Origin of the sequence: Acinetobacter pecorum (assembly GCF_014837015.1) — a bacterium.
Taxonomy (GTDB): domain Bacteria; phylum Pseudomonadota; class Gammaproteobacteria; order Pseudomonadales; family Moraxellaceae; genus Acinetobacter; species Acinetobacter pecorum.
In genome coordinates, this window is record NZ_JACSPT010000014.1 from 15,647 (window position 1) to 42,464 (window position 26,818).

Below are 26,818 nucleotides of genomic sequence, written 5' to 3' on the forward strand. Positions count from 1 at the left end.
ATGAAAAATAAATTATTATACCCATTTGCTGTAACTGCACTTTTGGCCACACTCGGTGGTTGCGGTGGGGAAAGTGCCAATGTTATTCCAGAAAAAAATGATGAAGCCACAACCAATGGTACGTGTACTCCGGGTACCACCAACTGTGTGGAATGGGGACTGGAATATCCACTCGATGGTCTGAACTTTAACTGTAGTAGTGATACAGAAAATACATTTATCACATTATTTGATAGTAAAAATGGTGTAGCTTCCGGAACCTGTACAAAGACAGATAATATTGAATTTTATATTCAAAGTTTTGCTTCAAACAAGATCAATTTAGGTCAAATTAAACTGAGCGACTATGCCATTTTTAATGCCCAGACCCAGTTGCCGCGTTTAAGTGTAATTGATATTGCAAGTGGGATTACCGGACGCCGAGTAGGTGATTTGGTCACTACAGACCCTACCGTTCAGGTGGCTATGCGTCTGGTTAAAATTTTACAAGCTTTGGCGCTACAAGAAGGGCGTATTGTAAATCCATCGGATGTACAGCCTTTATATATTACCGAAGAGATGCGCAAAGACCTGGCAAAAACCAGCGGAAATATCAGCCTGACTGATACTGATTTTGAAAAGAAAATTAAAGATTTTGTGGATGTCAGCCAGATTACTGATGAGGTGGCTTTTGCCACAGTTAAAAAACTGGTAACGATTGCCAATGCAGCCGTGTATCAGCCAGAGTTTTCATTGTTCTCAACTTCAGGTGTAATTGGTACTAATCTGTCGGGTTCAGATGGACTGGTGGGTTGTAACCTAAGTCCATGTGATATTAAAAATAAAAATACCAAATATTTATTTGGCCATTTTATGCTGATTACCGATCGCCAAGGCTATACCTTTGGTAGCGGCCTGCAATGGCGTGATACACAGTTAAAAATGGCGACAGAAAATTTATCTTCCTTGGGGGGCATTAATGCTCAGCTTATCCGTAAGGTGAAGCCGGTACAGATGACTGCAGATCCACAAAGTTCCTGGATTCACCCAACCAGAAAAACCATCACCACGCCTTATCGCCTGAATGTGGCGAATTCTAGTAATCCGCTTGAACTGTACCAAGGCAAATTATTGAATGATTATGTGATCGCAGGTAAGGAAGCTTTTTATAAAAAAGTAACTAACAAAACGGTACTAGATGCCTCTGATCAAGCCAACTTGGGTTTATGGCGCTTAGCGGCTGATAATGAGAATTATGCTGGAAGCTTTGACCTCTACAAGATTTTCCCGATTAGTTATCTGGATCGTCAGATCTTTAGAACAGCGGAGAACGTAGAACCTGGGCAGAGTTATATTTTCCCAATGTATGCCAATCTGGAATTTAAATTTACCGATAGCACAGTGAATCCAATTACCTTGGGAATTGTGATTGACAGTAATGGGGATGTACGTACCAATATGCAATCTGCCAGCAATTTGGCAACTGACCCGGTAGCAGGTTGCCAAGGAGATGTATTAGGCAGTAACCTGTTAATCAACGGTGTACAGCAATACCGACTTGGCACTTTAGGTCGTGCATTTGTTGCCGATAAAGCGGTATCAATGCGCCTAATTCTGGCCAATGAAAAGTTTGGCAACTTAAATGGTGCATTGGTCGGGCTTGACTCGCGTATCCAGTCCTCAACGGATCCAAAGGATTCGATTGTGATCGGTGGTGCATTACTTAATTTGTCTAATGTATTGAATAGCAATGTTGGCCAGACTGGACGTGTCACTTTCCTGAATTCGGTAGGTGAAGAAGTGCAGTGGGCCAATACCTATGCCAGTTTTCAGAAAGTTTATAATAACAATAATAAGGATTTAACGCCTGCAGATACTCAACTGGCCAAACTAAATGGCGGGTCTGTTGAGTTTAAGCTGGCAGATTGTTATCAAGTCAAAGCCAAATAATATTTTTAAAAATAAAAAATCCCATCTTAGTGTGGGATTTTTTATTTATGCTGAATTTAGCCGGTATGGTCTAGACGTGTGCCTAAGGTTTCCAGATGCATTGGGAAAGTATTATTTTTCCGGTCTTCAAAATAATGTCTGAGGGTATGTTCTACACTCGGGAAGGCAAGTTCAGTCCAGGGAATATCAGCTTCATCGAACAGACGGCTTTCGATAGTTTCTTCACCCGCACCAAATTTTCCATCAATCAGATTGGCTTTAAACAGCACATAAATCTGACCAATACGCGGAATGTTATACATGCAGTACAGCTGTTCAATGTCTACTTCAGCTTCTGCTTCTTCACGGGTTTCCCGTGCCGCGCCTTGCTCCATGGTTTCAAACAGTTCCATATAGCCGGCAGGTAACGTCCATAAGCCGTAGCGTGGTTCAATGGCACGACGGCACAGCAGCACCTTGTTTTCGAACAGGACTAAAGCACCACAAATGACTTTCGGATTAATATAATGAATAGAGCCGCATGAGTCACACACGCTGCGAATCTGCTGATCGCCCAAAGGAATTTTAGCTGTGGTTTTATGTCCACAATTCACACAGAAGTTCATATTCATCATCAATGATAAAAGTAAGCTCAGGATAACTGAAAAACCTAAATTTGGCATCATTTCTCTCCCGTCCTGACAAAAATCAGCTATGATGAAATTATGATCATTGCTAGGGCTGAAAGAATGGATGGATGTGAATTGACACAAAGGTTGCGGCAGAGATTACGTTTTTCCAAGCGTATCCGATCTGCGCATGCTGCCGTGTTGATTGCAATTACAGATGAAGCTGACCCCAAAGTATTGCTGACACGCCGTTCAGCTTATTTGAATAATCATGCTGGAGAAGTCTCATTTCCCGGGGGAAAGCGTGATCCGCAAGATACCAGTAATATTGTAGTGGCTTTAAGAGAGGCCTATGAAGAAACGGCATTGAACCCCTTTGATGTGCATTTAATGGGTGATTTGCCCATGCAAAAAGCCCGAAATGGTATGCTGGTCAAGCCGATTGTGGGATTGATTCCTCCGCAAGTGCAACTGATTCCACAGCCAACAGAAATTGACCGGATTTTCTTTGCTTCACTGCAGCATTTGCTTGAAGTGACGCCCACACCCTATGAAGTCCGTTTTGCCCAGCAATCTTTATATTTTCCGAGTATGCGGGTAGAAAATGAAGTGGTCTGGGGGTTGACCGCACGTATGTTGATTTCTCTGTTCCAGTATGGACTGGATTATAAGAAAGACTGGCCATTTTTGCTGAATTCGCCGGCCTTTAAATCTCCAAACTTTTTTAACCATTGAACAGGATTTTATCAATGTTGTATAAATTTAAGGAATATACCCCTACTGCTACACATCAGCCTTGGGATGGCTGGGTGGCACCAACGGCAACCGTGATTGGGCAAGTTGAACTTGGGCGCCAAGTCAGTGTCTGGTTTGGGGCTGTAGTACGTGCAGATAACAGTAAAATTAAATTGGGTGACTTTAGCAATGTGCAGGAAAATGCAGTGTTGCATACGGATGCAGGCATTGAGATGCACATTGGTGATTATGTGACAATCGGCCATCAGGCCATGCTGCATGGCTGTACCATTGGTGATAATAGCCTGATCGGAATTCAGGCAGTTATTCTAAATAATGCCGTGATTGGCAAGAATTGTATTATTGGTGCCAATGCTCTGATTCCTGAAGGTAAGGTGATTCCAGACAATTCTGTGGTGATGGGCTCACCCGGTAAAGTGGTAAAAACGCTGGATGATGACAGTATTCAAAAACTGAAAATGAGTGCCATGCATTATGCCGAGCATTTTCAAAACTTTCAGGACTTGGAAGAAGTGCAACTTTAGGATACTTTTCTTTATTCTATAGTCTGAATTGTAAGCCTAGATTTTCTAGGCATTTTTGTATCTGTTTCGGGAAAATCTCGCGCAGCGGATATGAGTGGAGTATCATATCCGCGTTTTTATATTCTCTGAATTAAGGTTGTGCATGAAAGTGCTGGCATTGGAGACTGCCAATGAGCAGTGTTCCGTTTCTGTAATCGATGATACACAAGAATTATTTTTTCAGCTTGATGCGCGCGCCAGGGCACAAACGCAAACAATTCTTCCGATGATTGAACAAGGTCTGCGAGATCTTGGACTGGACATTACTGACTTGACCGCGATTGCCTTTAGTCGTGGTCCGGGTTCATTTAGTGGTGTGCGGATTAATGCTGCTGTAACTCAGGCTCTGGCCTGGTCAAATGATTTGCCAGTGATTCCGGTGTCGACTTTGCAGGCTTTAGCTCAAGCCGCCTACCGCTTACACGGGTTGACTGAAGTGTCTGCCGTGTTGGATGCTCGGATGAGCGAAGTCTATATCGCGAGCTATCAACTGGATACCCAAGGAATTATGCAGCCGGTCGATGCTGAGCAACTGTTAAATTATGCTGAGGGTAGTCAGGCAGTAAAGTATACTCCGGTCGGTTCAGGAGCTGAACTGGTACAAAGTGAAACGTCAATTTATAAAAATGTGCACGCGACCGCACAGGATATTGCCAGCATTGCACGTGTAGCAGCACAAACCGAAAACTGGGTCAGTGCAGAATTGGCATTACCGGTATATTTACGTGATAACGTATGGAAAAAAATTCCAGAACAAGGTAAAGCATAATTAACTAGGATAAAGCATGGATCTTTTACTGCTACTCAAAGCGGCTCTCATGGGTGTTGTCGAAGGCATTACCGAGTTTTTGCCTATTTCCAGTACTGGCCATTTGATTTTGGCATCAGAATTAATGAATTTCTGGACCAAGGAAAAGAGTGATGTATTTGTCATCGCAATCCAGATGGGGGCAATTGCTGCCGTTATTTATGAATACTGGGCACGTCTTTGGGGAGCAGCGACCGGGATTGTCAGTGGTGAGCCACAAGGTCGCCGTTTAGGTATAGGCCTTATTCTGGCATCTATCCCGATTGTATTGATTGGTCTGACTTTTGGCCAAACGGTCAAGCAGTTTCTGTTCAATGATATTGCCATCGCCATGGGTCTGATTATTGGGGGTCTGATTATTATCTGGATTGAAAAGAATCCACCTCAAGTGCGTGTCCATGAAGTTGAAGAGCTCAGCATTAAAGATGCGTGCTGGATTGGTCTGATTCAGGTCTTGTCGTTGATTCCAGGGACGTCTCGTTCTGGTGCAACCATTATCGGTGCGATGTTCCTGGGCGTATCACGCAAGGCCGCAACTGAATTCTCATTTTTTCTGGGTATTCCTGTGATTATTGGTGCAGGCCTGCTCGATCTTTATCAAAGCTATGATGTTCTAAATACCACTGAAGACTGGACCGTAATTGCGGTCGGGCTTCTGGTTTCTTTCGTTTCGGCATTGTTACTCATCCGTGCGCTGGTAGCATATGTGGCCAAGCGCGACTTTATGATCTTTGCCTGGTACCGTATTGTTTCAGGTCTGCTGATTTTATTATTTGCCTATACAGGTTGGAAATTATGGTAAGCACGATTCGCTTATATGCCGAATCTGACTATCAAGAGAAAGCACAGCACTTCAAGGCTGTGCTTTCTGCTCGTGGGGTAGTGGTCGAGATTGAACACGTTGAAAAACTCAATGCACGTTTTTTCCGTTTAAATCCTGAACTGGCCCTTTGTGTTGATGCTGACGGACTCTGGTTATGTGCCAACGGTATGAAAATGCAACCGGACTGGCGAGCGGAAACCGGACGGTTAAAACGGGCTTCTTTAAAATCGGAAATGATTGCACGCGCCTGTAATTTAGCTGAGAAACCAAGTTTGATTGATGCTACTGCAGGTCTTGGACATGACAGTCTGTTGATGGCACATTTAGGCGCGAAAGTCACCTTGGTTGAACGGCATCCGATTTTATTCACCTTGCTGGAAGATAGCCATACACGTGCCCAGTCGGATGTATTCCTGAGTCAAGTCGTATCCCGGATTCGACTGGTATTTTCAGATTCAGCCGATTATTTAAAACAGCAGGCCGAGCAGCAGCAGATTGTTGATGTGGTTTATCTTGACCCGATGTTCCCTCAGCGTGACCAAAACCAGCAGGCAGTCAAAAAACAGGCACAGGTCAAAAAACAGATGCAGCTGTTACATATGTTGTTGCCTGAAGATGGTGAAATGGATCTGGGCGATAATCTTCTGGAACTGGCACAAAAAATTGGCAGGCGTGTCGTGGTCAAGCGTCCGCGTCTGGCAGTATTTCTGGCCGGAAAAGAGCCTAATCATCAATGGCAAGGTGATGCTTGTCGCTTTGATGCGTATTTTCAGCATGAACTTGTAGCTGAATAGGAGAATGGCTTCTTTATTAAGCAAAGATTTGTTATATATTTAAAATTAACATTGATTAAATGCTTATCAAGCATAAACTTATTCAGCACATTGGCGAACCACTTATCTCCTTGACATCCTATGATCGACTTTAAACCCTCCATTAATTTTTGGCACGATTTTAAAAGCAACCAAACTGCCGGGATGTGGTTATTTTTGGGATCTCGGCGTTCTTTACAGCTGGTTCGACCATCCATCATGCAACTGGTGTTCTGGGGTATTTTGGGAGGTTGTGCCAACAGTTTATTTAGCTGGCTCAGTTCAGGCCGTATGGGAGATTTTAACTCTCAAGGCCTGATCAGTTATGCGCTATGGCCTTTTATTGCTCTGATTGTTGGTATTTTTCTTTCGCAACGGGTCAATAATCCACGCCTGATGCTGGTACCGGCCCTATTATGGCTGGTGTTAGATACCCATATCATGCTGTTCCAGTGCCTGATCCAGTATCTGGGTGATCTGGATTACCTGCCATATATCCTCTATGACTATATTCCAACGCTCTTTGTCATGCTGTTTGTCTGGCAAAGTCTGGCAGTGGTCTGGGTCATCTCGCGTGAATTAAAATGGCCGTGGTGGGAACGTGCGCTGATCATGCTGGCGACCTTGTTTACCCTGGTGGTCTGGCAGATTTCAGTCAAAGATCAGCCCATCTGGAAAGTTGAAGAAATTCCACCAAGTTTTGCTGAAGATGCATTCTATGCCCAGCCAGTTCTGCTGAACAAAGCGCTGGAAAGCATTGAATATGGTGAATTTGCACAGTCGCACTGGTATTTCATGGGGGTGGCTGGAGCCAGCTATCAGGATGTATTCTATTCTGAAGTCGAGCGGATTAAAGAACAGTTTGATACCCGTTTTGGTACTTTTGGCCGATCCATTGCCCTAGTTAATCATCCGGCGACACGTACCACCGTACCGATTGCTTCCAGAACCAGTATGGAACTGGCATTGCGCCGTATGGGGCAGCAGATGAACCGTGAAAGTGATGTGCTGTTTTTATATATGACTTCTCACGGTTTGCCAAATGTGTTCGAAATGGAAAATGCTCCACTGGATCTGGCCCAAGTCGATCCAAAATGGTTGCGTGATACCTTGGATGCATCTGGAATCCGTTGGCGGGTGATTGTGATTTCAGCCTGTTTCTCGGGCAGTTTTGCTTCTGCCTTGCAGAATGATAATACCCTGATTATCACTGCCTCAGCAGCTGACCGCCAGTCTTTTGGCTGTTCCAATGAAGCGGATTATACCTATTTTGGCCGGGCATTATTTGATGAAGCCATGCGTGAAAATAATAGTCTAAAAGCTTCTTTTGAACAGGCTAAAACCACGGTAGCTAAATGGGAGGCAGTCCAGGGCTTCGAACCTTCAGAACCGCAATGGGTGATTGGCAAGAATATGGAATTGATGTTGCCTCAACTGGAGCAGCGTTTATTTCCCCAGAACAGCACCACGATACAGTCTCCCTAGCCCAATATCCTCAATAGATCAGCTGCAATAATAAGGAATAGCCATGGAACTTATACAGAACAATAGAAGCTTTGAAGGTGAACAGCGGATTTATCGTTTTGATTCGCGCTATCTTAAAACCCCGACTAAATTTGGAATTTATCTGCCGCCTCAAGCCTTGGAAGGTCATAGCTGTCCGGCATTATTCTATCTGGCAGGTTTGACCTGTACTGAAGAAACCTTTGCCATCAAGGCACATGCCCAGCGCCTGGCATCACAATTGGGGTTAATTTTAATCACACCGGATACCTCACCACGTGGTGAAGGCGTGGCAGAAGGTGACAACTGGGATATTGGTCAGGGTGCGGGTTTCTATATCAATGCCACCCAGGAGCCGTGGGCTGAACATTACCAGATGGAAAGCTTCATTGTGGATGAGCTCTATGCACTGGTCACTGAGGAATTCGTGATCCATTCCGGTAGAATCGGCATCTTTGGCCACTCTATGGGTGGGCATGGTGCCTTGACCCTGGCATTTAAATATCCGGAAAAATTCAAATCTGTTTCAGCCTTTGCACCCATTTGTGCGCCAAGCCAGTGCCCGTGGGGCGACAAGGCGTTTTCGAATTATCTGGGTGAAAACCGTGAAGAATGGCTCAAGCATGATGCGACCGCTTTGGTTCAGGAGAAAGGCGCATTGTTCAATGATATCCTGATTGATCAGGGGTTCTCAGACCAGTTCTATAGTCAGCTCAATCCAGCCTTGTTTCAGCAGGCTTGTGATACCGTGAACCAGCCCTTAACTTTGCGTGAACATCAGGGCTATGATCATGGGTATTACTTTATTCAAAGTTTTGTAGATGATCATTTGCAATTCCATGCCGTGCAGTTAAATCCTTAAATCGGTATTGCAAAGATGTAATAGCGCTAAAAAGATTAAAAAACCTCCAAAATGTTTTTACATTCTGGGGGTTTTTCTTTTAATATCAGTTGTATAAAAGTATAAAAAATTGGGGTCGTCATGCAGCAGACAGCAGGCGGTATTCGTGTCAGTGAGCCATTATTTCCAGCTGCTTCAAGTTTTTCGACTGAAGCCACGCCTTCGGTCAGACCGAAATATCAGCGATATGAATTCAAGTTTCATGGTAGTACCTCGGAATATTTTGGTATTTGGTTGAGTAATATTTTATTGACAGTATTGACCTTGACCTTGTATTCACCTTGGGCGAAATCGCGTCGTCAGCGTTATTTTTATGGCAATACCGAATTTTTGCAGCGTCGCTTTGATTTTACCGGTTTACCCAGCAAGATTTTTCTTGGCCGGCTTTTAGCCCTGGAAATTTATATAGTGTTCTTGGTGGTGTCGAACTACTCGGTGTTGTTGACTACTCTGGGCTTGGGCATGTTGTATATGGCGGTACCGTGGTTGTTTCGCCTGACGCTTAAATTTAGAAGTCGCAACACCAAATTTGGCAATACACGTTTTTATTTCTATGGTGAAAACAAATATTTATATCGCTTATTGAGTGTCGAGGTAATCAAGACTCTCTTAAGTTTATTTATTTTGCTACCTCGTTTAATTTGGCTCTATAAGCATTATTGCTTCGATCATTTACAATTGGGACAATTTAAATTTCGCTTGAACGCTACCCACAAAAACTATATGTCGGCTGTCTATCGACCTTTACTGTTGATGCTGGCTTTTAGCTTTGCGATGGTGGCCCTGATCGATGCAAGTCAATCGTCAAACTCAGAATATGACTTGTTGATTGTGATTTTATTATTGCTGTGGGTCATTGGCCTGATTTTTATCTTACCGATCATGTTGGCACGGATCTATATCACCACATGGAACAATCTGTTTCTAGGGGAGAATTTTTTTAAAACACGTGCCAATCCATGGCGTTATGCATGGATTGTTTTGTCAAACTGGGTATTAAAAATTATCAGTTTGGGCCTGTTATCCGCATGGGCCGACATCCGTTTTTATCAATATAAAACCAGTATGTTGGAACTCTTTGTCTTGGATGACCCTAACAAATTACAAAATATGTTGCAGCCTGACCCTAATTCCCTGGCAGCTGAATTCAGTTCTATGTTTGATTTTGATGCATCATTGTAGGGGAAATCATCATGCAAAAAAGACCTGTTGAAGTGCTTTATTATGATGGTAGCTCTGCAATAGCACATCCCGCTTTAATCCGCCCCCTTGATCAGCACCTCATTCAATTAAGTTATATCGATGACGAAAACCGGGATGTAGAGATTCCTTATAAAATGATGGCTTTTATTGGTGCTGTGGGCCGTCGACCTGCGATTGTAGAACTTCCGAATGATGCACGTATTGAGTTTATTAGCCGTGTACCATATTGGTTTGCCAAACCACAAAAAGCTATTTATGACGCAATATGGCAATTGGAGCGCTCACCTGCGCAGTTGCTCACCTTGCTAGTATTGGCTTTGGTCATGATCTTTAGCGTGGTGAAATGGGTGATTCCGTGGGGCGCCAAACAAGTTGCAGCCTGGGTGCCAGACAATACGGTACAGCGCATTGGTGATGTTACTGAACAAAATTTGGTGAAAAGAACGGAAGTATCTGCTTTAAGTGCTGATTATCAAAGTCGCATGCGTCAGCGTTTTCAACAGGAAATTGCTGAAAATCCGCATGCACCTGCTAAACTGATTTTCCGTAAAGGTAAAGAGCTGGGCGCCAATGCCTTGGCGATTCCGAACAATACTATTTTAGTTACGGATGAATTGGTGGCGATCGCAGAAATGGAAGAAGAGGTACTTGCAGTACTGGCGCATGAACAAGGTCATATTGTACGCCAGCATGCCATGCAAAAGCTGATTGCGGCATCCAGTGTCGCGATGGCATGGGAAATGATTTTCCAGGATGGCAGCAGTATGCTCACTGCAGCTGCAGTGAAGTTAAGTGATGCCGATTATTCAAAACATCTGGAATATGATGCAGACGACTATGCCATGAAACATTTATACGGACGCGGCATTTCCAGTATTTATTTATCCAATTTCTTACAACGGGTGGAAAACCTGCGTTTATCACAGCCGAAGAAAGAGGAGCTGGTAATTCAGATTGAACTTGAAAAATGGCTGAATACACATCCCGAAGAACAGGAACGCATCGAGCGTATTCATGCCTTTGATGCAAAAATGTCTAAGCAAGCAGTCAGCCATGATTGAGTTAATCACGTTGCCAATTTGCTTCCAGTGGTTCTTGGCCCATACGGATCAGATGATCCAGCACAACATTTTCAAGTTTATTCAGATCAGTAGCGTCATCGTTACTTTGAATCGTTACGGTAAGATGCTCGGCCTCTGGCGCCAGGTTCACTTCCGCACTTGGAAAATGAATCAGAAAAGCCGATTCAGTTTCATCAATATTGAATTTATGTTTCCAGTGATTGGCCAGGCGTTTGGCAACGCGTGAGGCTTGTTGTGTCTGGATATGGGCAGTACTTTTCTTCATTGATCTTATACACTTGTAATCATTCCCCTGTACTTTAAACCAGTCATGGGTGGAATCATAAGCCGCAAAGCGTTACATAGCGTTTTATTCTTGCAACATCGAAGTCACAGTAGCCGGAGCGGATTTGATATAATGGGAAAAATCCAATTTCAACAAGCCAGGTTCTCCATGTCTAAGCCTTATTTAATTGCCCCTTCTATTTTGTCTGCTGACTTTGCCCGTCTAGGTGAAGAAGTCGAGAACGTGTTGGAAGCAGGTGCAGACGTTGTCCATTTTGATGTTATGGATAACCATTACGTGCCGAATCTGACTTTTGGTGCTGGCGTGTGTAAGGCTTTGAAAAAATATGGCATCGAAGCACCTATTGATGTGCATTTGATGGTTAAGCCGGTAGATCGCATGATCGGGGATTTTCTCGAAGCGGGTGCCGACATCATTACTTTCCATCCGGAAGCTTCTGATCATATTGACCGTTCTTTACAGTTGATCAAGTCGGGTGGTGCCAAAGCGGGCTTGGTATTTAATCCGGCAACGCCACTGCATTATCTGGACTATGTACTGGATAAAGTCGATCAAATCCTGCTCATGAGTGTAAACCCGGGCTTTGGTGGACAGAAATTTATTCCAATGACTTTGGATAAATTGCGTCAGGCACGTCAACTGATCGATGCTTCAGGTCGTGATATTCGTCTCGAAGTCGATGGTGGTGTTACACCGAGTAATATTCGTGAAATTGCTGAAGCGGGTGCCGATATGTTTGTGGCGGGTTCAGCTATTTTTGGTAAGCCAGATTATAAAGCTGTGATTGATGAAATGCGTGCAGAGTTAGCCAGAGTAGGACAGATTCAACTCTAATCGCTAAAACATCAGATGCGCATAAATATGTGGATAACTTTATGGATAAGTGTGTAGATATCTATGTTGATAACCATATGGATATGTTGCATAAAATGTAATCATTTGTACCGCGGTTGATTGCGATTTAGACAATATTTGTATAAAAAGAACTCAAATTGGGTTCTTTTTATTACATATAACCCTTATGTTTAGTGGTTATTTGTTAATCATGAGTTAATAATTCAACCAAGTAAAAAATGATCAATCTCTCACGAATTTATGTTTAATCATGTAATTTATCCCTAAAATGTTTGAATTTAATTAATGTGTATAACTTAACATTCTGAGCAACTCTCATTTAATTGTTATTAATTCAACTGCCCGAGTATGGAACTATACTAACTTCCATTTTTAGTCTCTACCATAACCAGAGCAGATAAGAATGTCGTGAGGACTTGAGTAAGACAAAGTTAATTTGTATCTCTAAAAGTCATGTTTTGTAACAATGACCACATTGTTAGCACGCGAATTAATAAAATTTCTATATCTGGATATTGAGGAGGAACGACCTCCCTTGTGGATTGCAGTGCAAAATTTACAGGAAAAATCGTCAGGACGGCCTGATTCTTATATAAAAGGAGGAGGGCTGCATGGCCTGGATTGTACTTATTCTTGCAGGTATTTTTGAAATCGTTTGGGCTTATTCGATGAAGCTGTCCGAAGGATTTACTCGTTTAACCCCCAGTATCATTACCATTGTTTTCATGGTACTGAGTTTCGCTTTGCTGGCTTATGCGATGCGTACTTTGCCGCTAGGTGCAGCCTATACGATTTGGACCGGGATTGGTGCAGTGGGTTCATTTCTCATCGGTATTTGGGTTCTGGGTGAACCTGCTACCGCCTTGCGTATGCTGGCTGCTGTACTCATCATTTCCGGTCTGGTCCTGATGAAAGTATCCTCTTCATAATTTGTTTCTGCCTATCTCGGTGAACTGGGTTAATATAGAAAATGAACTATAGTGATTGGGACAGGGCGCCATCATGAACTTAAGTTATCTCTATATGGATTCTCCGGTAGGACAGTTACGACTGGTCGCGAATGAAACCGCACTGGTGGCCGTGCTTTGGGACTGTGAACAGCCGAATCGGGTGAAACTGGCGACCTTGGTTGAAGATCCGCAGCATCCGGTATTGATTGAAACCAGACGTCAGCTTCAGGAATATTTTGCCGGTCAGCGCAATGTTTTTGACCTGCCTTTGGACTTTGCCGGTACTGATTTTCAGAAAAAAGTCTGGCAGGCGCTCCTGAATATTCCCTACGGACAAACGCGAAGCTATCGCGATATTGCTGAACAGGTGGGTAATATTAAAGCAGTACGCGCCGTGGGTGCAGCCAATGGCAAAAACCCGATTTCGATTATTGCACCCTGTCATCGGGTGATTGGTCGCAGTGGCAAGCTGGTAGGATTTGCCGGTGGTTTGGATAAAAAACAAATCCTGTTAAATATTGAGCGAACGCATTAATATTTAAACACTTAAAATAAATGAAAATTAGAATATGGAACATTCTACGATACAGCTATTAAGTCCACTCTGGTCCAGCTTAGGGTGGATTCTTCTGCTTTTCTTTGGCGTGATGATTTTTAAATTATTCAAGCCATTTTTAAAAGGGAAATTAGGAGAATTTGCGGTTGCTGCCCATGTCAAACTGTATTTAAAAGATCCTCAATATATTCTGCTCAATGATTTGACTCTTCCAGACGGGACAGGCGCGACCACGCAGATCGATCATCTGTTATTAAGTCCTTACGGAATATTCGTGATTGAGACCAAAAACTATAAAGGCTGGATATTTGGAAACGAGCGACAAAAAACCTGGACCCAGAAAATCTATAAACACAGTTATAAATTTCAGAATCCGATTCATCAGAACTATAAGCACATCAAAGTATTGGAGCGGCTACTGGCAGATATTGTGGAACCAGATCTTTTGCATTCTGTGATTGTATTTATGCCGGATGCCGTGTTTAAAACGCCGATGCCAAATCATGTGTTTCGGGGGGCAGGCTGGACTGACTATGTGAAAAGTTTTGATCGGCAGATGATTTCGGAAACGAAATTAAAACGGATACAACTGCGGCTAGAAAAAGAAGTTTTAGAAAAATCTTGGAAAACCAATCGGGATCACGTAGAAAACTTAAAGCAGCGTAAGCAGTCATAAGCTTTTATGAGCCCATAAAAAAGCCTTTGAATGATTCAAAGGCTTTTGGGTTTTAAATATTTGAAGCTTTCAGTTTTTCGATAATTTCGGCTAGAACTTTAATTCGTTTTACCTCATCCCATAATGCTTTGGCTTCAGGATAATGTTTCGACATCATGCCGAGCCATTGCTTGTAACGACCGACCATACCGATCTCAGTTTTGGCTGGGCCGTTGATAAAACGAATTTGCAGTTGCAGCAGTTCATTCCAGTTCATCAAAGGTGCATCCGAGTTTTGACGGATACATTGGGTCAGGTCGGGTGTGGTCACTGCACCACGGCCAATCATCAGGTCTTCACAACCGGATTCCAGACGGCACTGTTTGGCATCGGCATTGTTCCAGATTTCACCATTGGCGATTACATTGATCTTGAGTGCTTCACGAATCGGTTGTAGCTGGTCCCAAAATGCGGGCGGGGTATAGCCATCGGCTTTGGTGCGCGCATGAACGGTAACCCACGCTGCTCCGGCATCTTCAATGGCATGCGCATTTTCCAGCATGAAATTGCGGTCCATATAACCCAGGCGCATTTTGGCGGAAACCGGAATATGCGCAGGGACGGCATCACGCACGGCTTTAACCAGCTCATGCACCACGTCGGGTTCATCGAGCAAGATTGAGCCACCGCGATGACGGTTCACGGTTTTGGCCGGACAGCCAAAATTCATGTCAATTGCCGGTGCGCCCATGGCTGCCACTTTGGCGGCATTCGCTGCCAGCATCTCCGGATTATTTCCCAGAAACTGCACATGTACCGGTGTACCTGCCGCCGTCTTGCCACCATTCAACAGTTCAGGACAGTAAGTATGATAAATATGATCGGGCAGAATGGAGTCGGTGACACGGATAAACTCGGTCACGCACCAGTCAAAGCTACCTACGGATGTCAGCACATCACGCATAATCGGATCGGTTAAGCCTTCCATGGGAGCAAGCACAAGTTTCAACGATGCACACCTGTAAATTTAAAACGGTGTTATACGTTTTTTTAGCCTGAATGTCCAGGCAGTCTAAATTTCACGCTTCATAAAGGGGAGAGAGAGTGAGAATGGGTTTAGGACATATCAACAAAACAGCTGTCTTCAGCACAATAAAATAATAGAGTTTTAAAGATTGATAGCTATATTGAAAAGAATCATAAATATATCAGGTGGTAGTATGGAACAGCCTCATTTCAAGGATCATTTCTCCCAGCAATCACAGGATTATGCCTTGTTTCGTCCGCATTATCCGGATGCATTGGGAAAGCTATTGGCAGAGCTGTCACCAGGTACCAAACTGGCTGTAGATGTCGGCTGTGGTTCTGGACAGCTTTCAGAAGTTTTGGCGAATTATTTTGATCAGGTGATTGCAATTGATGCGAGTGCTGAACAGCTTGCCCAAGCCAAACCGCATCCAAAAATTCAGTATGGTCAGGCATTTGCTGAAGAGATTCCGTGTGCTGACCAGAGTATTGATCTGATTTCAGTGGCTCAAGCAGCGCATTGGCTCGATCTGGAAAAATTCTACGCAGAAGTTCGACGCATCGCGAAACCTAAAGCCATTCTGGCTTTAATTAGCTATGGCGTGTTCAGTGTGGATGAGCCACATCTGAATCAGTATTTTAAGCATTTTTATGAAGTCACGCTTGCACCGTACTGGCCGCCTGAACGTCGCCATGTAGATGAAGGATATAAAAATCTACCATTTCCATTTCAGGAAATTGCGATTCAGCCACCTGTATTAGAGGTTGAATGGAACTTTTATCAGTTAATTGGTTATATGAGTACTTGGTCAGCTGTGAAAGCTGCCACTAACGCACTTGGACATAATCCACTGAATGTACTGGCAGATGCCTTATTGCCAGAATGGGAAGATCCAGAATTGCCTAGAGTCATTGGCTAGCCATTATCAGTACGTGCGGGGCGTATAACCGTTTAAAGATTATTCAAGCTAAAGCCTGTTTATTGAACTTTATTGGACAATGAATTGAATATTTCAAGGCTCAGAATTATCGCCCTAGAATCATTTCCAGCACAAATTTAGACCCAATAAAACCCAGTGCCAGCAAGCCAAAACCGAGCAGGGTAAAGCGCACGGCTTTCTGACCACGCCAACCAAACTTCCAGTGTCCGATTAATAGTGAACCATAAACCAGCCAAGAAATAATACTGAACGCAGTTTTATGTGCCAGATGCTGAGCAAAGAAATTGTCGATGGTAAAGAAGCCAAAGCCCAAAGCGAGGGTAAGTAAAACAAAACCGGTCATCAGCATATCAAACAGCAGTGATTCCATGTCTTGATAAGAGGGTAGCAAACTGACCCAAACCCGGCGTTTGTGCTTCTTTTTCAGCTCACGATCCTGAAAACGTAAAATTACAGCCTGAATGGTTGCCATGAGCAATACTGCATAAGCAGACAAAGACAAAATAATATGAATGTCCAAGCCTAGAGAGTTCTGGATAATAATTTTAGCTGGCTGGGTAAAGACAAAACCGAGGATCAAACCTGTGGCAGCCACTGGAATCCCGATCAGGTTCAGGGCAATAATCGGACGATAAGTACTGTAAATAATACTGAGCAGCAGCATCAAACCCGAGGTAAAAGAAAACAGGGAAAAGACATCATAATTGATGCCTAGCGGAGTATGCATATCACCATATAACACCAGTGCATGCAGGCTCAGTCCAAGCAGTGCAGTTAGCGAAACAAACCATTGATTAGGAGTACGTTTAGACATTAAATGAATGAACAGATACCAGAAAGAAGCGGTATAAGCGACTAATGCTAAGATCGTATAAACCAAGGGGAGGCTAACCATGTCAAACCTTTTTAAGGGTGATGAATATTCATTTATATAAATTCGCTGCGAACTACAGTATCCTATAGCATTCTATGCATAAATTTTCTATTTTAAGAAACAATTTTTTGCTCATGGCTATTTTAAGCGGATTTTGCAATGTTTGATACCTTAACAGAACGACTCACGCAGAGTTTAAGAAATGTTACTGGCTCAGGGCAGCTAACCGAAGACAATATTAAAGATACGTTACGTGAAGTGCGTATGGCGCTTCTTGAGGCCGATGTTGCGTTACCTGTAACTCGTGAATTCATCGCGAAAGTTAAGGAAGAAGCATTGGGCCAGGAAGTGATGACTCAGTTATCTCCTGGGCAGGCTTTTGTCAAAATCGTTCATGACGAATTGACCAAAATGATGGGCGAGGCCAATGAAAGCCTCGACCTCGCTGCAAAACCACCTGTTGTTGTCCTGCTAGCAGGCCTGCAGGGTGCAGGTAAAACAACAACCGCAGCGAAACTTGCACGCTTCTTACAAGAACGTCAAAAGAAAAAAGTCGCGATGGTCTCTGCCGACGTATACCGTCCAGCAGCGATCAAACAGCTACAGACCGTCGCGGGTGAAGTCGGTGCGATTTTCTTAGAATCTCACGCAGATGAACGCCCAATTGATATTGCAAAACGTGCGATTGAACAGGCAAAAATCCAGTTTGCCGATGTGCTGATTGTCGATACGGCAGGCCGTTTGCATATCGATGATGACATGATGGGTGAAATCAAAGAGCTGCATGCAGCGATTAACCCGACTGAAACCCTGTTCGTGGTCGATGCCATGACTGGTCAGGATGCGGCAAACACCGCCAAAGCATTCAATGATGCCTTGCCTTTAACTGGTGTGATCCTGACCAAAACTGATGGTGATGCACGCGGTGGTGCGGCACTGTCAGTACGTGCAATTACCGGTAAGCCAATCAAATTCTTGGGTATGGGTGAGAAACTCGATGCCTTGGAGCCATTCCATCCTGAGCGTGTTGCACAGCGTATTCTCGGTATGGGTGATGTACTTTCTTTGGTCGAAGAACTTGAACGTAAGGTCGACAAAGAAAAAGCCGAAAAAATGGCGAAAAAACTGCAAAAAGGCGGCAGCTTCAACTTTGAAGACATGCTGATGCAGTTTGAGCAGATGAACAAGATGGGCGGCATGATGGGCTTCCTGGACAAACTTCCTGGCATGAGCAATGCCGGTCTGCAAGATGCATTGGCGCAAGCCAATCCTGAAAAGCAGGTCAAGAAAATGGAAGCGATTATCCAGTCGATGACCCTGAAAGAGCGCCGTAATCCAGACTTGATGAACCCAAGCCGTAAAAAACGTATCGCAGCAGGTTGTGGTATGGAAGTGGCAGAAGTCAACAAGCTGATCAAGCAACATGCGCAGATGGCCAAGATGATGAAAAAATTTGCCAATCCATCCGGTATGGCAAAAATGATGAAATCACTCGGCGGTCTGCAGAAACAGTTTGGCGGCGGCGGTGGTATGGGACCATTGTTCGGCGGCAACGACAAGAAATAAGTTTTGTTTTAAAAAAGGCGCAATATGCGCCTTTTTTTTATTGCGAATAGATGGTCAAACTGGTTTAAACAAAACAACATTTACTTACCCAAAATAAAAATCTAATCAGGCAGACTCGGGAATATCAGCACAAAATAAAGAGAAATTTCAAATGAACCAAGTAATTGTCGTACATGGTTATACTGCAAGCCCGGAAGAAAACTGGTACCCCTGGATTCAGGAAAAAGCCCAACAGGAAAATGTCAGTTTAAAAGTCCTCCGGCTGGATCCATCAACTACACCGACACTGGACACCTGGGATCAGCAAATGCGTGAACAGATTGATGCAATTGATGAGGACAGTATTTTTATTGCACATAGCTTGGGAACTGTGGCCGCATTACATTACCTATCCAGAGAATTAAAACAGCAGAAAATTCAGCAACTGGTATTGATCGCAGGATTTAATGGCCGGCTGGGTCGTCTGGATGAAGTAAACCCTTTTATTGATGCCGCGGATATCGATTTTGATTTACTCAAACAACAGGTTGCAGAGCGTGTGGTGATCTACTCCGAAGGAGATGACCGGGTTGCACCAGAATTTAGTCTGGAACAAGCGGACAGTCTTGATGCAATTGTGGTGAATGCCAAGCATCACGGACATTTTATTGATTCACAAGGCTGTACTGATCTGCCGGAGCTCTGGAAAGTGATCGAGCCTTATCTGATTAAATCTTAAATTTAAGCATGTTATTGTATTCACTAAATTTTAAAATTTAATATGAGATGGTGTTCAAAAAGGTACTTGAATTCCATCTCCAGACTGTTTAAAACTGATTTTTATCGACGCCGTTTGCGTTCAATAATTATAAGTAATGCACTATGAAAAATATAATAAAAAAAGTCTATATCGTGCCGGATTATCAGGCGACCTCCAATGATCACTGGTACCCTTGGCTCAGTCGCCAGCTTAAAAATGCCGGTTTTGAGTCCAAGCGGATTATGCTGGCCAACCCTTTTCAGCCTGATTTAGAAGAGTGGCAGCAGAATCTGAAACTGCACATTCCGCACATGGATGAACATACCTTTTTAGTTGCACATGGCCTGAGTTGCATCAGTGTTTTAAACTTTTTACAGGAACATTATATTCAGCAGCAACGCAAGATCGGCGGTATCATTATGGTCTCAGCCTTTGATACACCTTTGGTGGCCTGGTCAGAACTGAATAAAATACTGCAGGCTGTGCGACTCGATCTGAGAAACTTGCCCTATAGCTATAAACGTGCGGTGATGCTGATCTCCAGTAATGATCCCTATGTGCCTGCACCGATTTCCTTGCGTTTAGCCCATAGCTTGAATGCAAAAATTTTTGAGATCAAAAAAGCCGGACATTTCAATAAATCTGATGGCTTTTCCGAATTCCCTCAATTGCTGGATATTATCACACAGTGTCTGGCAAATGAGCTGCAAAATGCTGCAGGCCTTTAAGTAAAAGATCAGGTTCAATCCGGGGATGGTAATGGCTGAGATGCTGCGCAAAAAGTGGGGCATCTCCACCGGTTAAAACCAGCTGTGCTGGGAAATCATGCAGTACTTTTTCAATGGTGCTGAGCAGGCCCAGCAGAATGCCATGATGTACAGCATCCAGGGTATTGCGGCCAGGATTAAGTTCAGAAAAAGCACCATCCGGAATTTTAATACCTTTGGTATTCTGAATCAGTGCATCACGTTGCAAGTACAGATTCGGCAGAATAAATCCACCCAAATGTTGTTGTCCTTGCGCCAGATCAATGGTCAGTGCCGTACCACAACTAATTACACAGTAATTTTCATGCGCTTGAGTCGCCACTGCAAGTACCTGTAACCAGCGGTCAATGCCCAGCTGAGAAGGTTCATCATAGCCACAGATCAGACCGGCATATTCCGCCTGTACCTGAGCAAAAATCACTGGAATATGCAGACTTTCTAAAATACTGAGAATACGCTCATTACTGATTTTATCCTGGACCGAAGATAGCCCCACCTGATGCAAGCCCAGTGTTTTAAAATGCTGGATCAGGCCCAGTAATAAATCAGCAGGAGACTGTAAATGTAATTCCGCTGCCTGTTCAATAATCTGATCATGCTCGGTAATCCAGTATTTCAGTCTGGTATTGCCAATATCCAACCATAATTTTTTCATTGCTGTATGCCTGTTCATCCACCGTGTTGAAGGCGGAGCTGTCCCTGATAAAAGGTCTGGATTCCTTGATCGGTCAAAATCTTGACTGCACCATCGTCCTGAATCCCGAGAAAAGTACCGGAATATTGCCCTTGCACATCGGTAAATTCAACTGTTTGTTGCATAAATGCAGCCGATCGATTGAAACGCGCCGCCAGGTTTTGACTGCCATAATTAAACCATTGCCCGGCTTGCTGAATCGCCAGATATAACTGGGCAATTAGCTCGACTCTTGATGTATGCGATAATCCCAGCTCGCTCAAGGAGCTGACCTGCTGGTCTGGAAGATCGGTGGACAGAGGATCAATATTTAGCCCGACCCCGACCACCACCTGCGTGGTTGAAACCGGCTCGACCAGAATACCCCCCCATTTTCCATGCAGGCTATACAGGTCATTCGGCCATTTCACCTGTAATTCCAGGCCTTTTAGACTTGGCATTTGCAGGATATTTAACGCAATTTCTAGCGCCAGACGACCATCAATGGGTTTTTGTGTATGCAGCAATGTGCTTAAATAGATGTTCCCTTCAGGTGATATCCACTGACGTTGACGCTGTCCACGGCCTTGGGTCTGCACATGACTGCATACCAGAACCTGCTGTACCCCTTTCGTTGCCAATTCGCGCACATCATCATTGGTCGATGTGGTAATCGGTTTGATGAGTAATACTTCCGGGAGTTGGCCTGCATCGCTTAATCGTTGTTGCAGTTCACGAGTTTCTACATCCATTTGAATCTAAACGTGGTAAATATCGTTATGGAGTTAATCATATATTTATTGATTGGTGCAATTGCCGGATTTGCCGCAGGCCTGTTTGGGGTCGGTGGAGGTTTGATCATTGTACCCATCCTCTACATTGTTTTTACCCAGCTTCAGTACGATCCTAACGTGATTATGCATATGGCGGTGGGTACTTCCCTGGCGACGATTATTGTGACTTCGATCAGCTCGGTCATGGCACATCATCAACGAGGGGCAGTGCTGTGGCCCGTGTTTCGTAATCTGGCGCCAGGTCTGGTGATAGGGTCATTTGTGGGTGCGGGGATTGCCGATTATTTATCTGGTCGAGGTTTGCAATTGTTAATCGGGTTCTTTGCGGTCTGGGTAGCGTTTCGAATGTTTAAAGGTGCCAATGTTCAGGTCGACCCAAACCAAAAATTACCTTCAACACCGCTGCAAATTGCTGCGGGTGGCGGTATCGGTGTGGCATCGGCCATTTTTGGAATTGGCGGGGGCAGTTTGACGGTTCCATTTCTGAATCGCTGTGGGGTTGTCATGCAAAAAGCAGTAGCGACCTCTGCCGCTTGTGGCTTGCCAATTGCAATCGCGGGTGCATTAGGGTTCATGTGGTTTGGTAAACAGGCGCAGGTCACCGTACCGAATACCATCGGTTATATTCATATTTATGCGTTTCTCGGTATCAGCACGATGAGCTTTTTCACTGCGAAACTGGGCGCAAAAGTGGCACATCTGCTTTCACCGGCTGTATTGAAAAAATGTTTTGCGGCCTTGCTGACTACCGTCGGCCTGTATTTTATTTATCAGGGTTTCATTGCCTGATTCAAATGTTCAGGTTAAATCAATGTGTCGCTGCAGGAGAATAGGTCACTATTCTCCTTTTTTGTAAGTGGGAGTTGGCTGTATAGACACAAGATTGTCTGACAATGTCAAAGTATTCATTAAAAAAAAGCCGTTTAATAGCAACATAGCCCAAATAAAGGGTTAAGCCACTATCCATAAAAATAAACACAGGAACGGTATGCCATTAGAACAAGCGCAAAGTTTGTCTGAGCAGATTGCCAAGCATATTAGCGAACAGATTATTCGCGGTGAACTGGTCGAAGGCGAACGTATACAGGAACTTAGGATTGCCTCGGAGCTTGATGTCAGCCGGGGTTCGGTTCGTGAAGCACTGTTGTTGCTGGAACGCACCCAACTGATTGAAATTTTTCCACGCCGGGGAGCAATTGTTTCAGAAATGTCGGCCTTGCAGGTACGTGCCTTATTTGACATGACCTCGTTATTGCTCGGGCAGATGGTGCATCGCATGGCGGAGACCTGGCGGGTGCATGAAGCTGAGCGCATTCAGCTATTATTAGAGCAATTGGAAGCAGAAACCCGCCAAGGACACACTGAAAAGTTTTATGATCTGATCTTTCAGGGCATGGCCCAGCAGCATGAGATGGTGGGGAATCCTTATCTGATGCGCTACTATCAGGAACTGCTGCCATCTTTACGTCGGAGCTATTTTCTGACCCTGAATATTTCCAGACGCGAGTCACAAGAATCTTTTGACTTATTTAAACTGGTCACTGAAGCAATTTTGATACGAAAAACCCATCAGGCCACTTTATTTATGGAAGATTTTTGTCGACACTTGCGCAACCTTGTGTTGGAATCTCTGACACGGATGAAACAAATTGAACTCGCGTGGGCCAGACGCTCACGACGTTAAATCAGGACATTATGCGTTTAAGCAGTTTAAAACTTTCAGGCTTTAAATCTTTTGCCGACAGTACCACCTTACATTTTAAAGATAATCGTACTGCGGTCGTGGGACCAAATGGTTGTGGTAAATCCAATGTCATTGATGCCATACGCTGGGTCATGGGCGAGTCCAGTGCGCGTCAGTTGCGTGGTGGCAGCATGCAGGATGTCATCTTTACCGGAACTGCCAAGCGTAAACCGGTCGGTATGGCCAGTGTGGAACTGCGCTTTGACAATACTTATGGCAAGCTCGGCGGTGCCTATAATGCCTATAATGAACTGGCGGTACGCCGGCAGGTCAACCGCGATGGCAAGTCCGAATATTTCCTGAATGGCAGCAAATGCCGTCGTCGTGATATTACCGATATTTTCCTTGGCACCGGTTTGGGTCCGCGTTCCTATGCGATTATTGAGCAGGGTATGATTAACCGTCTGGTCGATGCCAAGCCAGAGGAAATGCGGGTTTATATCGAAGAAGCGGCTGGGGTATCGCGCTATCAGGCGCGTCGCCGTGAAACCATGCTGCATCTGGATCACACCACACAAAACCTGTCGCGTCTGGAAGATATCGCCTCCGAACTGAAATCTCAGCTAAAAACCCTGAAACGTCAGTCGGAAAGTGCGATTCAATATAAAGAACTGGAAGGGCAGATCCGTACGATCAAGATTGAAATTCTGTCTTTTCAATGTGAGCAGAGTCAGCGCTTACAGGAAGAATATACCCTTGAGATGAATACGCTCGGGGAAAAGTTTAAGCTGGTGCGTTCTGAACTGACTACCGTAGAACATGATTTAGGCAGTACCAGTGAACTGTTCCAGCGTCTGATTCAGCAATCCACCCCTTTGCAAAGCGAATGGCAACAGGCCGAGAAAAAACTGGCTGAACTGGAAATGACCCTGCAGCAAAAGCAGTCTTTGCTGGAGCAGAATTCTACCAGTTTGATCAAACTGGAACAGCAAAAAGCCCAGACCAAAGAGCGTTTGCAGTTGATTGAACTGCAACTCGAAACCTTGCAGCAGCAATTTGAAGATCAACAGGCACAATTGCAGCAACAAGATGGCCAGAGTCAGACGCATAGCCAGAATCTGAGTGAGCTCAAATCCCAGCAGAGTACAATTACAGCGCAATTCGCACAGATTAAAACTCAGGTCGAACAGCAGCAACAGCGTAAATTGCAAATGCTGGCTCAAAGCGAGCAACTGGCAAAGAATATTGAACGGATTGAACAGCAGAAACAGACGCTACAACAGCAAAGCACACAGATTCAGCAACAGGCGCAGCAAGATGAGCTGGAGCAATATCAGGCAGACAAAGCCCAAGCTGAACAGCAAATCGTTGGCTATGAAATTCAATTAACAAATTTAAGAACTCAATTCGAGCAGATTCAGGAAGAGCAGGCGACCCAACAACAGCGCTTGATGCAGCTCAAATCTGAAATTCAGGTGCTACATTCAGAACAGAAAAACCTGAGCCAATTACTGACCAAAGCCAACCCGAATAACAAGAGTGATGCGGTACAGCTGATGCATGTACTTAAGCTCAATGATGCAGGCAAGGTACATGCCAGCCTGATCGAAAAATTTCTGGCAAAATGGCTGTCTGCCCAGATTCTGGCTGAGGGCGAGTACTTCCTTGAAGATTGTGCGCGTCAGTTAAAGCAACAGGCTGTTCAGGATAAAATTCAGATTGCCGGTCTCCCATGTCTGGCAGACTGGATTGATGAGCCTCAATATTCACTCTGGCAACAGGTGGCTGTGACTGAGAACTTTAGACATGCTCTTGATTTGCAAACCCAACTAAGCGCAGGCCAGTCGATTTTAAGTCTGGATGGCTACCATGTCGGTGCAGACTGGGTCATTGCCCTGGATTATGATGAAGCCAGTCAGGCCGGACAAGGTGCTTTAAGCCATCGAATTCGACTGGATGAAATCGAGCAGCAACTTGCAGAACTTGAACCTAGGTTTATGCAGCTGGAGCAGCAGTTACCTGAACTCACCGATCAGGTTAAAGCTTTGCAAAGCCAGATTCAAAGCATCGGCGAGCAGCACAAGCATACCCAAAAACAGCTGCAGCAACTCGATGTCAATATTGCCAAAGTACAAAGTAGTGCGCAGGCTTTCGCATTGCAAAAGCAGCAATTACAGCATCAGTTACAACAACTGGATGAGCAGCTTGAAGAAGATGCCATGCAGAAAGACGATCTGGAAATTGATCTGCATGCCCTGAATCTAAAGCTGGAACAGGCTTTACCGAATTATAAAACCCTGCAATTTCAGCTAGAAGAATTGAGTGCTCAGCTGGATGACTCGCAGCAGCTTAGCCAGCAAGCGCAGCAGGAACTGGAATTGCTGCGCCGTCAATGTGTGCAAACCCAGCAGCAGATCGAATTACTGGAAAAAGATCAGGTCTTCCTAAAAGAACAGTCTCAGCAAATTACTGCACAAATCGAACAAGCCAAGAAATTTGTCGATCCGGTACAGCTAGAATTACCTGCTTTACAGAGCCAGTTTAATGAACAGGCGCAGATCACTGAAAAGCTGCAAAAGACCTGGGCCGACTGGCAGGTTGAATTAAATCAGGTGCAGAGCAAGCAGCAGCAGCTGACCGAACAGCGTCATCGTTTCCAACAGCAGGATGAACAGCTGCGTAGCGAGCTGGAAGCCAAACGTTTAGCCTGGCAGGCAGCCAGATCTGATTTACAGCATTATTCAGAACAGCTGAAAGAACTGAACCATGATGTCATTAGCGGCTTAAATATTGATATCAAAGCCCATCAGGCGAAGCTGGAAAAAGCCCAAACCCAGTTCGATAAGCTGGGTGCCGTGAATCTGGCGGCTTCTGAAGAATATGAAGAAGTATCAAAACGTTACGAGGAACTGAGTCACCAGATGCAGGATCTGGAAAATACGGTTGAACAGCTACAGGCTGCGATGAAGAGTATTGACCAGGAAACCCGTAAACTGTTTATGCACACGTTTGATCAGGTCAATGCCGAGCTGCAAAACCTGTTTCCGAAAGTATTTGAGGGCGGTGAAGCGAGTTTAAGTCTTGAAGATGGATGGCAATCGGGTGTAAAACTAATGGCCCGACCACCAGGCAAGCGTAACAGTTCACTCGCGTTACTTTCTGGCGGGGAAAAGGCTTTAACTGCCTTGGCATTGGTCTTCGCAATTTTCCGCTTAAATCCGGCACCATTTTGTGTACTGGATGAAGTCGATGCACCCCTGGATGATGCCAATGTGGGACGTTTTTGTAATTTAGTCAAAGAGCTTTCTGAACAAGTGCAATTTATTTATATTACCCATAACAAACTTGCAATGATGATGGCGACTGATCTTTTAGGTGTAACCATGCCTGAACCGGGAACCTCAAAATTAGTGACAGTAAATTTGGAACAGGCAAAAGAATACGGCTTAGCTGCGGAGGTATAA

At 44.4% G+C, this 26,818-nt stretch carries 27 protein-coding genes; 21 read left to right on the plus strand and 6 right to left on the minus strand.

Features of this window, described 5'->3' with window-relative positions; all coding sequences use genetic code 11:
• A complete protein-coding gene (filF, locus tag H9629_RS10945) occupies positions 1–1,929 on the plus strand; it encodes a putative pilus system protein FilF (protein ID WP_191731082.1) in 1,929 nt (642 codons plus the stop codon).
• Between the two features lie 56 nt (positions 1,930–1,985).
• On the opposite strand, the gene H9629_RS10950 is transcribed toward filF, so the two are convergent.
• The gene (locus tag H9629_RS10950; protein WP_171255272.1) at positions 1,986–2,534 is read right to left on the minus strand and encodes an NUDIX hydrolase; all 549 of its coding nucleotides are present in this window, start codon (positions 2,532–2,534) and stop codon (positions 1,986–1,988) included.
• A gap of 123 nt (positions 2,535–2,657) precedes the next feature.
• Between H9629_RS10950 and H9629_RS10955 the strand changes: the two genes are divergently transcribed.
• From H9629_RS10955 to H9629_RS10995, 9 genes are all read left to right on the plus strand, one after another.
• The gene (locus H9629_RS10955) at positions 2,658–3,272 is read left to right on the plus strand and encodes an NUDIX hydrolase (RefSeq protein ID WP_191731083.1); all 615 of its coding nucleotides are present in this window, start codon (positions 2,658–2,660) and stop codon (positions 3,270–3,272) included.
• 17 nt (positions 3,273–3,289) lie between these two features.
• On the plus strand, positions 3,290–3,817 hold the full coding sequence (locus H9629_RS10960; RefSeq protein WP_191731101.1) for a gamma carbonic anhydrase family protein: 528 nt from the start codon (positions 3,290–3,292) through the stop codon (positions 3,815–3,817).
• Positions 3,818–3,959: 142 nt separating this feature from the next.
• Positions 3,960–4,625, plus strand: coding sequence for a tRNA (adenosine(37)-N6)-threonylcarbamoyltransferase complex dimerization subunit type 1 TsaB (tsaB, locus tag H9629_RS10965; protein WP_191731084.1), 666 nt, complete (start codon positions 3,960–3,962; stop codon positions 4,623–4,625).
• Positions 4,626–4,641: 16 nt separating this feature from the next.
• The gene (locus H9629_RS10970; protein ID WP_064101820.1) at positions 4,642–5,466 is read left to right on the plus strand and encodes an undecaprenyl-diphosphate phosphatase; all 825 of its coding nucleotides are present in this window, start codon (positions 4,642–4,644) and stop codon (positions 5,464–5,466) included.
• The gene (locus H9629_RS10975) at positions 5,460–6,281 is read left to right on the plus strand and encodes a class I SAM-dependent methyltransferase (RefSeq protein WP_191731085.1); all 822 of its coding nucleotides are present in this window, start codon (positions 5,460–5,462) and stop codon (positions 6,279–6,281) included. Before H9629_RS10970 ends, H9629_RS10975 begins: the two co-directional genes overlap by 7 nt.
• A gap of 120 nt (positions 6,282–6,401) precedes the next feature.
• A complete protein-coding gene (locus H9629_RS10980; protein ID WP_064097031.1) occupies positions 6,402–7,784 on the plus strand; it encodes a C13 family peptidase in 1,383 nt (460 codons plus the stop codon).
• Between the two features lie 43 nt (positions 7,785–7,827).
• The gene (gene fghA / locus H9629_RS10985; protein WP_064097030.1) at positions 7,828–8,664 is read left to right on the plus strand and encodes an S-formylglutathione hydrolase; all 837 of its coding nucleotides are present in this window, start codon (positions 7,828–7,830) and stop codon (positions 8,662–8,664) included.
• A gap of 120 nt (positions 8,665–8,784) precedes the next feature.
• On the plus strand, positions 8,785–9,885 hold the full coding sequence (locus H9629_RS10990) for a YjgN family protein (protein ID WP_064097029.1): 1,101 nt from the start codon (positions 8,785–8,787) through the stop codon (positions 9,883–9,885).
• An 11-nt stretch (positions 9,886–9,896) separates the two neighbouring features.
• Positions 9,897–10,967, plus strand: coding sequence for a M48 family metallopeptidase (locus H9629_RS10995; RefSeq protein WP_191731086.1), 1,071 nt, complete (start codon positions 9,897–9,899; stop codon positions 10,965–10,967).
• A gap of 1 nt (position 10,968) precedes the next feature.
• Here the strand turns inward: H9629_RS10995 and H9629_RS11000 are convergent, their stop codons facing one another.
• The gene (locus H9629_RS11000; RefSeq protein ID WP_064097028.1) at positions 10,969–11,253 is read right to left on the minus strand and encodes a DUF2218 domain-containing protein; all 285 of its coding nucleotides are present in this window, start codon (positions 11,251–11,253) and stop codon (positions 10,969–10,971) included.
• A 168-nt stretch (positions 11,254–11,421) separates the two neighbouring features.
• On the opposite strand from H9629_RS11000, the gene rpe reads away from it, so the two are divergent.
• The 4 genes from rpe (at position 11,422) to H9629_RS11020 (ending at position 14,311) form a co-directional block, all read left to right on the plus strand.
• A complete protein-coding gene (gene rpe, locus H9629_RS11005; RefSeq protein WP_064097027.1) occupies positions 11,422–12,108 on the plus strand; it encodes a ribulose-phosphate 3-epimerase in 687 nt (228 codons plus the stop codon).
• Positions 12,109–12,740: 632 nt separating this feature from the next.
• Positions 12,741–13,058, plus strand: a complete 318-nt coding sequence (locus H9629_RS11010) for a DMT family transporter (RefSeq protein WP_064097026.1) — start codon at positions 12,741–12,743, stop codon at positions 13,056–13,058.
• Positions 13,059–13,131: 73 nt separating this feature from the next.
• Entirely contained in the window at positions 13,132–13,614 is a 483-nt protein-coding gene (locus H9629_RS11015; RefSeq protein ID WP_064097025.1) for a methylated-DNA--[protein]-cysteine S-methyltransferase, read from the plus strand.
• A 34-nt stretch (positions 13,615–13,648) separates the two neighbouring features.
• Positions 13,649–14,311 (plus strand): nuclease-related domain-containing protein, encoded by a 663-nt coding sequence (locus tag H9629_RS11020; protein WP_064097024.1) that lies wholly within the window; start codon positions 13,649–13,651, stop codon positions 14,309–14,311.
• Positions 14,312–14,363: 52 nt separating this feature from the next.
• On the opposite strand, the gene H9629_RS11025 is transcribed toward H9629_RS11020, so the two are convergent.
• Positions 14,364–15,299: a tRNA dihydrouridine synthase gene (locus H9629_RS11025; protein WP_191731087.1), complete on the minus strand. Its 936-nt coding sequence runs from the start codon at positions 15,297–15,299 to the stop codon at positions 14,364–14,366.
• Positions 15,300–15,510: 211 nt separating this feature from the next.
• Between H9629_RS11025 and H9629_RS11030 the strand changes: the two genes are divergently transcribed.
• A complete protein-coding gene (locus H9629_RS11030) occupies positions 15,511–16,236 on the plus strand; it encodes a class I SAM-dependent methyltransferase (protein ID WP_191731088.1) in 726 nt (241 codons plus the stop codon).
• 106 nt (positions 16,237–16,342) lie between these two features.
• Here the strand turns inward: H9629_RS11030 and H9629_RS11035 are convergent, their stop codons facing one another.
• Positions 16,343–17,152, minus strand: a complete 810-nt coding sequence (locus H9629_RS11035; RefSeq protein WP_064097021.1) for a cytochrome C assembly family protein — start codon at positions 17,150–17,152, stop codon at positions 16,343–16,345.
• A gap of 138 nt (positions 17,153–17,290) precedes the next feature.
• Between H9629_RS11035 and ffh the strand changes: the two genes are divergently transcribed.
• The 3 genes from ffh (at position 17,291) to H9629_RS11050 (ending at position 20,164) form a co-directional block, all read left to right on the plus strand.
• Positions 17,291–18,697: a signal recognition particle protein gene (gene ffh, locus H9629_RS11040; protein ID WP_064097020.1), complete on the plus strand. Its 1,407-nt coding sequence runs from the start codon at positions 17,291–17,293 to the stop codon at positions 18,695–18,697.
• Between the two features lie 151 nt (positions 18,698–18,848).
• Positions 18,849–19,415: an RBBP9/YdeN family alpha/beta hydrolase gene (locus tag H9629_RS11045; RefSeq protein WP_064097019.1), complete on the plus strand. Its 567-nt coding sequence runs from the start codon at positions 18,849–18,851 to the stop codon at positions 19,413–19,415.
• Between the two features lie 143 nt (positions 19,416–19,558).
• Complete coding sequence (locus H9629_RS11050) at positions 19,559–20,164, plus strand: RBBP9/YdeN family alpha/beta hydrolase (protein WP_191731089.1); 606 nt, start codon at positions 19,559–19,561, stop codon at positions 20,162–20,164.
• Here H9629_RS11050 and H9629_RS11055 read toward each other — a convergent pair.
• Together H9629_RS11055 and H9629_RS11060 are read right to left on the minus strand one after the other, a co-directional pair.
• Positions 20,118–20,858, minus strand: coding sequence for a type III pantothenate kinase (locus H9629_RS11055; RefSeq protein WP_191731090.1), 741 nt, complete (start codon positions 20,856–20,858; stop codon positions 20,118–20,120). The genes H9629_RS11050 and H9629_RS11055 overlap by 47 nt on opposite strands.
• Positions 20,859–20,872: 14 nt before the next feature.
• A complete protein-coding gene (locus H9629_RS11060) occupies positions 20,873–21,628 on the minus strand; it encodes a biotin--[acetyl-CoA-carboxylase] ligase (RefSeq protein WP_064097016.1) in 756 nt (251 codons plus the stop codon).
• A gap of 27 nt (positions 21,629–21,655) precedes the next feature.
• Between H9629_RS11060 and H9629_RS11065 the strand changes: the two genes are divergently transcribed.
• The 3 genes from H9629_RS11065 (at position 21,656) to smc (ending at position 26,818) form a co-directional block, all read left to right on the plus strand.
• Entirely contained in the window at positions 21,656–22,459 is an 804-nt protein-coding gene (locus H9629_RS11065; protein ID WP_064097015.1) for a sulfite exporter TauE/SafE family protein, read from the plus strand.
• Between the two features lie 199 nt (positions 22,460–22,658).
• Complete coding sequence (locus H9629_RS11070; protein ID WP_191731091.1) at positions 22,659–23,354, plus strand: GntR family transcriptional regulator; 696 nt, start codon at positions 22,659–22,661, stop codon at positions 23,352–23,354.
• An 11-nt stretch (positions 23,355–23,365) separates the two neighbouring features.
• On the plus strand, positions 23,366–26,818 hold the full coding sequence (gene smc / locus H9629_RS11075; protein WP_191731102.1) for a chromosome segregation protein SMC: 3,453 nt from the start codon (positions 23,366–23,368) through the stop codon (positions 26,816–26,818).

Coding starts and splice junctions, on each gene's coding strand:
- filF (WP_191731082.1), top strand. CDS start 1: ATGAAAAATAAATTATTATACCCATTTGCTGTAACTGCACTTTTGGCC.
- H9629_RS10950 (WP_171255272.1), bottom strand. CDS start 2,534: ATGAACTTCTGTGTGAATTGTGGACATAAAACCACAGCTAAAATTCCT.
- H9629_RS10955 (WP_191731083.1), top strand. CDS start 2,658: ATGGATGGATGTGAATTGACACAAAGGTTGCGGCAGAGATTACGTTTT.
- tsaB (WP_191731084.1), top strand. CDS start 3,960: ATGAAAGTGCTGGCATTGGAGACTGCCAATGAGCAGTGTTCCGTTTCT.
- H9629_RS10970 (WP_064101820.1), top strand. CDS start 4,642: ATGGATCTTTTACTGCTACTCAAAGCGGCTCTCATGGGTGTTGTCGAA.
- H9629_RS10975 (WP_191731085.1), top strand. CDS start 5,460: ATGGTAAGCACGATTCGCTTATATGCCGAATCTGACTATCAAGAGAAA.
- H9629_RS10980 (WP_064097031.1), top strand. CDS start 6,402: ATGATCGACTTTAAACCCTCCATTAATTTTTGGCACGATTTTAAAAGC.
- fghA (WP_064097030.1), top strand. CDS start 7,828: ATGGAACTTATACAGAACAATAGAAGCTTTGAAGGTGAACAGCGGATT.
- H9629_RS10990 (WP_064097029.1), top strand. CDS start 8,785: ATGCAGCAGACAGCAGGCGGTATTCGTGTCAGTGAGCCATTATTTCCA.
- H9629_RS10995 (WP_191731086.1), top strand. CDS start 9,897: ATGCAAAAAAGACCTGTTGAAGTGCTTTATTATGATGGTAGCTCTGCA.
- H9629_RS11000 (WP_064097028.1), bottom strand. CDS start 11,253: ATGAAGAAAAGTACTGCCCATATCCAGACACAACAAGCCTCACGCGTT.
- rpe (WP_064097027.1), top strand. CDS start 11,422: ATGTCTAAGCCTTATTTAATTGCCCCTTCTATTTTGTCTGCTGACTTT.
- H9629_RS11010 (WP_064097026.1), top strand. CDS start 12,741: ATGGCCTGGATTGTACTTATTCTTGCAGGTATTTTTGAAATCGTTTGG.
- H9629_RS11015 (WP_064097025.1), top strand. CDS start 13,132: ATGAACTTAAGTTATCTCTATATGGATTCTCCGGTAGGACAGTTACGA.
- H9629_RS11020 (WP_064097024.1), top strand. CDS start 13,649: ATGGAACATTCTACGATACAGCTATTAAGTCCACTCTGGTCCAGCTTA.
- H9629_RS11030 (WP_191731088.1), top strand. CDS start 15,511: ATGGAACAGCCTCATTTCAAGGATCATTTCTCCCAGCAATCACAGGAT.
- H9629_RS11035 (WP_064097021.1), bottom strand. CDS start 17,152: ATGGTTAGCCTCCCCTTGGTTTATACGATCTTAGCATTAGTCGCTTAT.
- ffh (WP_064097020.1), top strand. CDS start 17,291: ATGTTTGATACCTTAACAGAACGACTCACGCAGAGTTTAAGAAATGTT.
- H9629_RS11045 (WP_064097019.1), top strand. CDS start 18,849: ATGAACCAAGTAATTGTCGTACATGGTTATACTGCAAGCCCGGAAGAA.
- H9629_RS11050 (WP_191731089.1), top strand. CDS start 19,559: ATGAAAAATATAATAAAAAAAGTCTATATCGTGCCGGATTATCAGGCG.
- H9629_RS11055 (WP_191731090.1), bottom strand. CDS start 20,858: ATGAAAAAATTATGGTTGGATATTGGCAATACCAGACTGAAATACTGG.
- H9629_RS11060 (WP_064097016.1), bottom strand. CDS start 21,628: ATGGATGTAGAAACTCGTGAACTGCAACAACGATTAAGCGATGCAGGC.
- H9629_RS11065 (WP_064097015.1), top strand. CDS start 21,656: ATGGAGTTAATCATATATTTATTGATTGGTGCAATTGCCGGATTTGCC.
- H9629_RS11070 (WP_191731091.1), top strand. CDS start 22,659: ATGCCATTAGAACAAGCGCAAAGTTTGTCTGAGCAGATTGCCAAGCAT.
- smc (WP_191731102.1), top strand. CDS start 23,366: ATGCGTTTAAGCAGTTTAAAACTTTCAGGCTTTAAATCTTTTGCCGAC.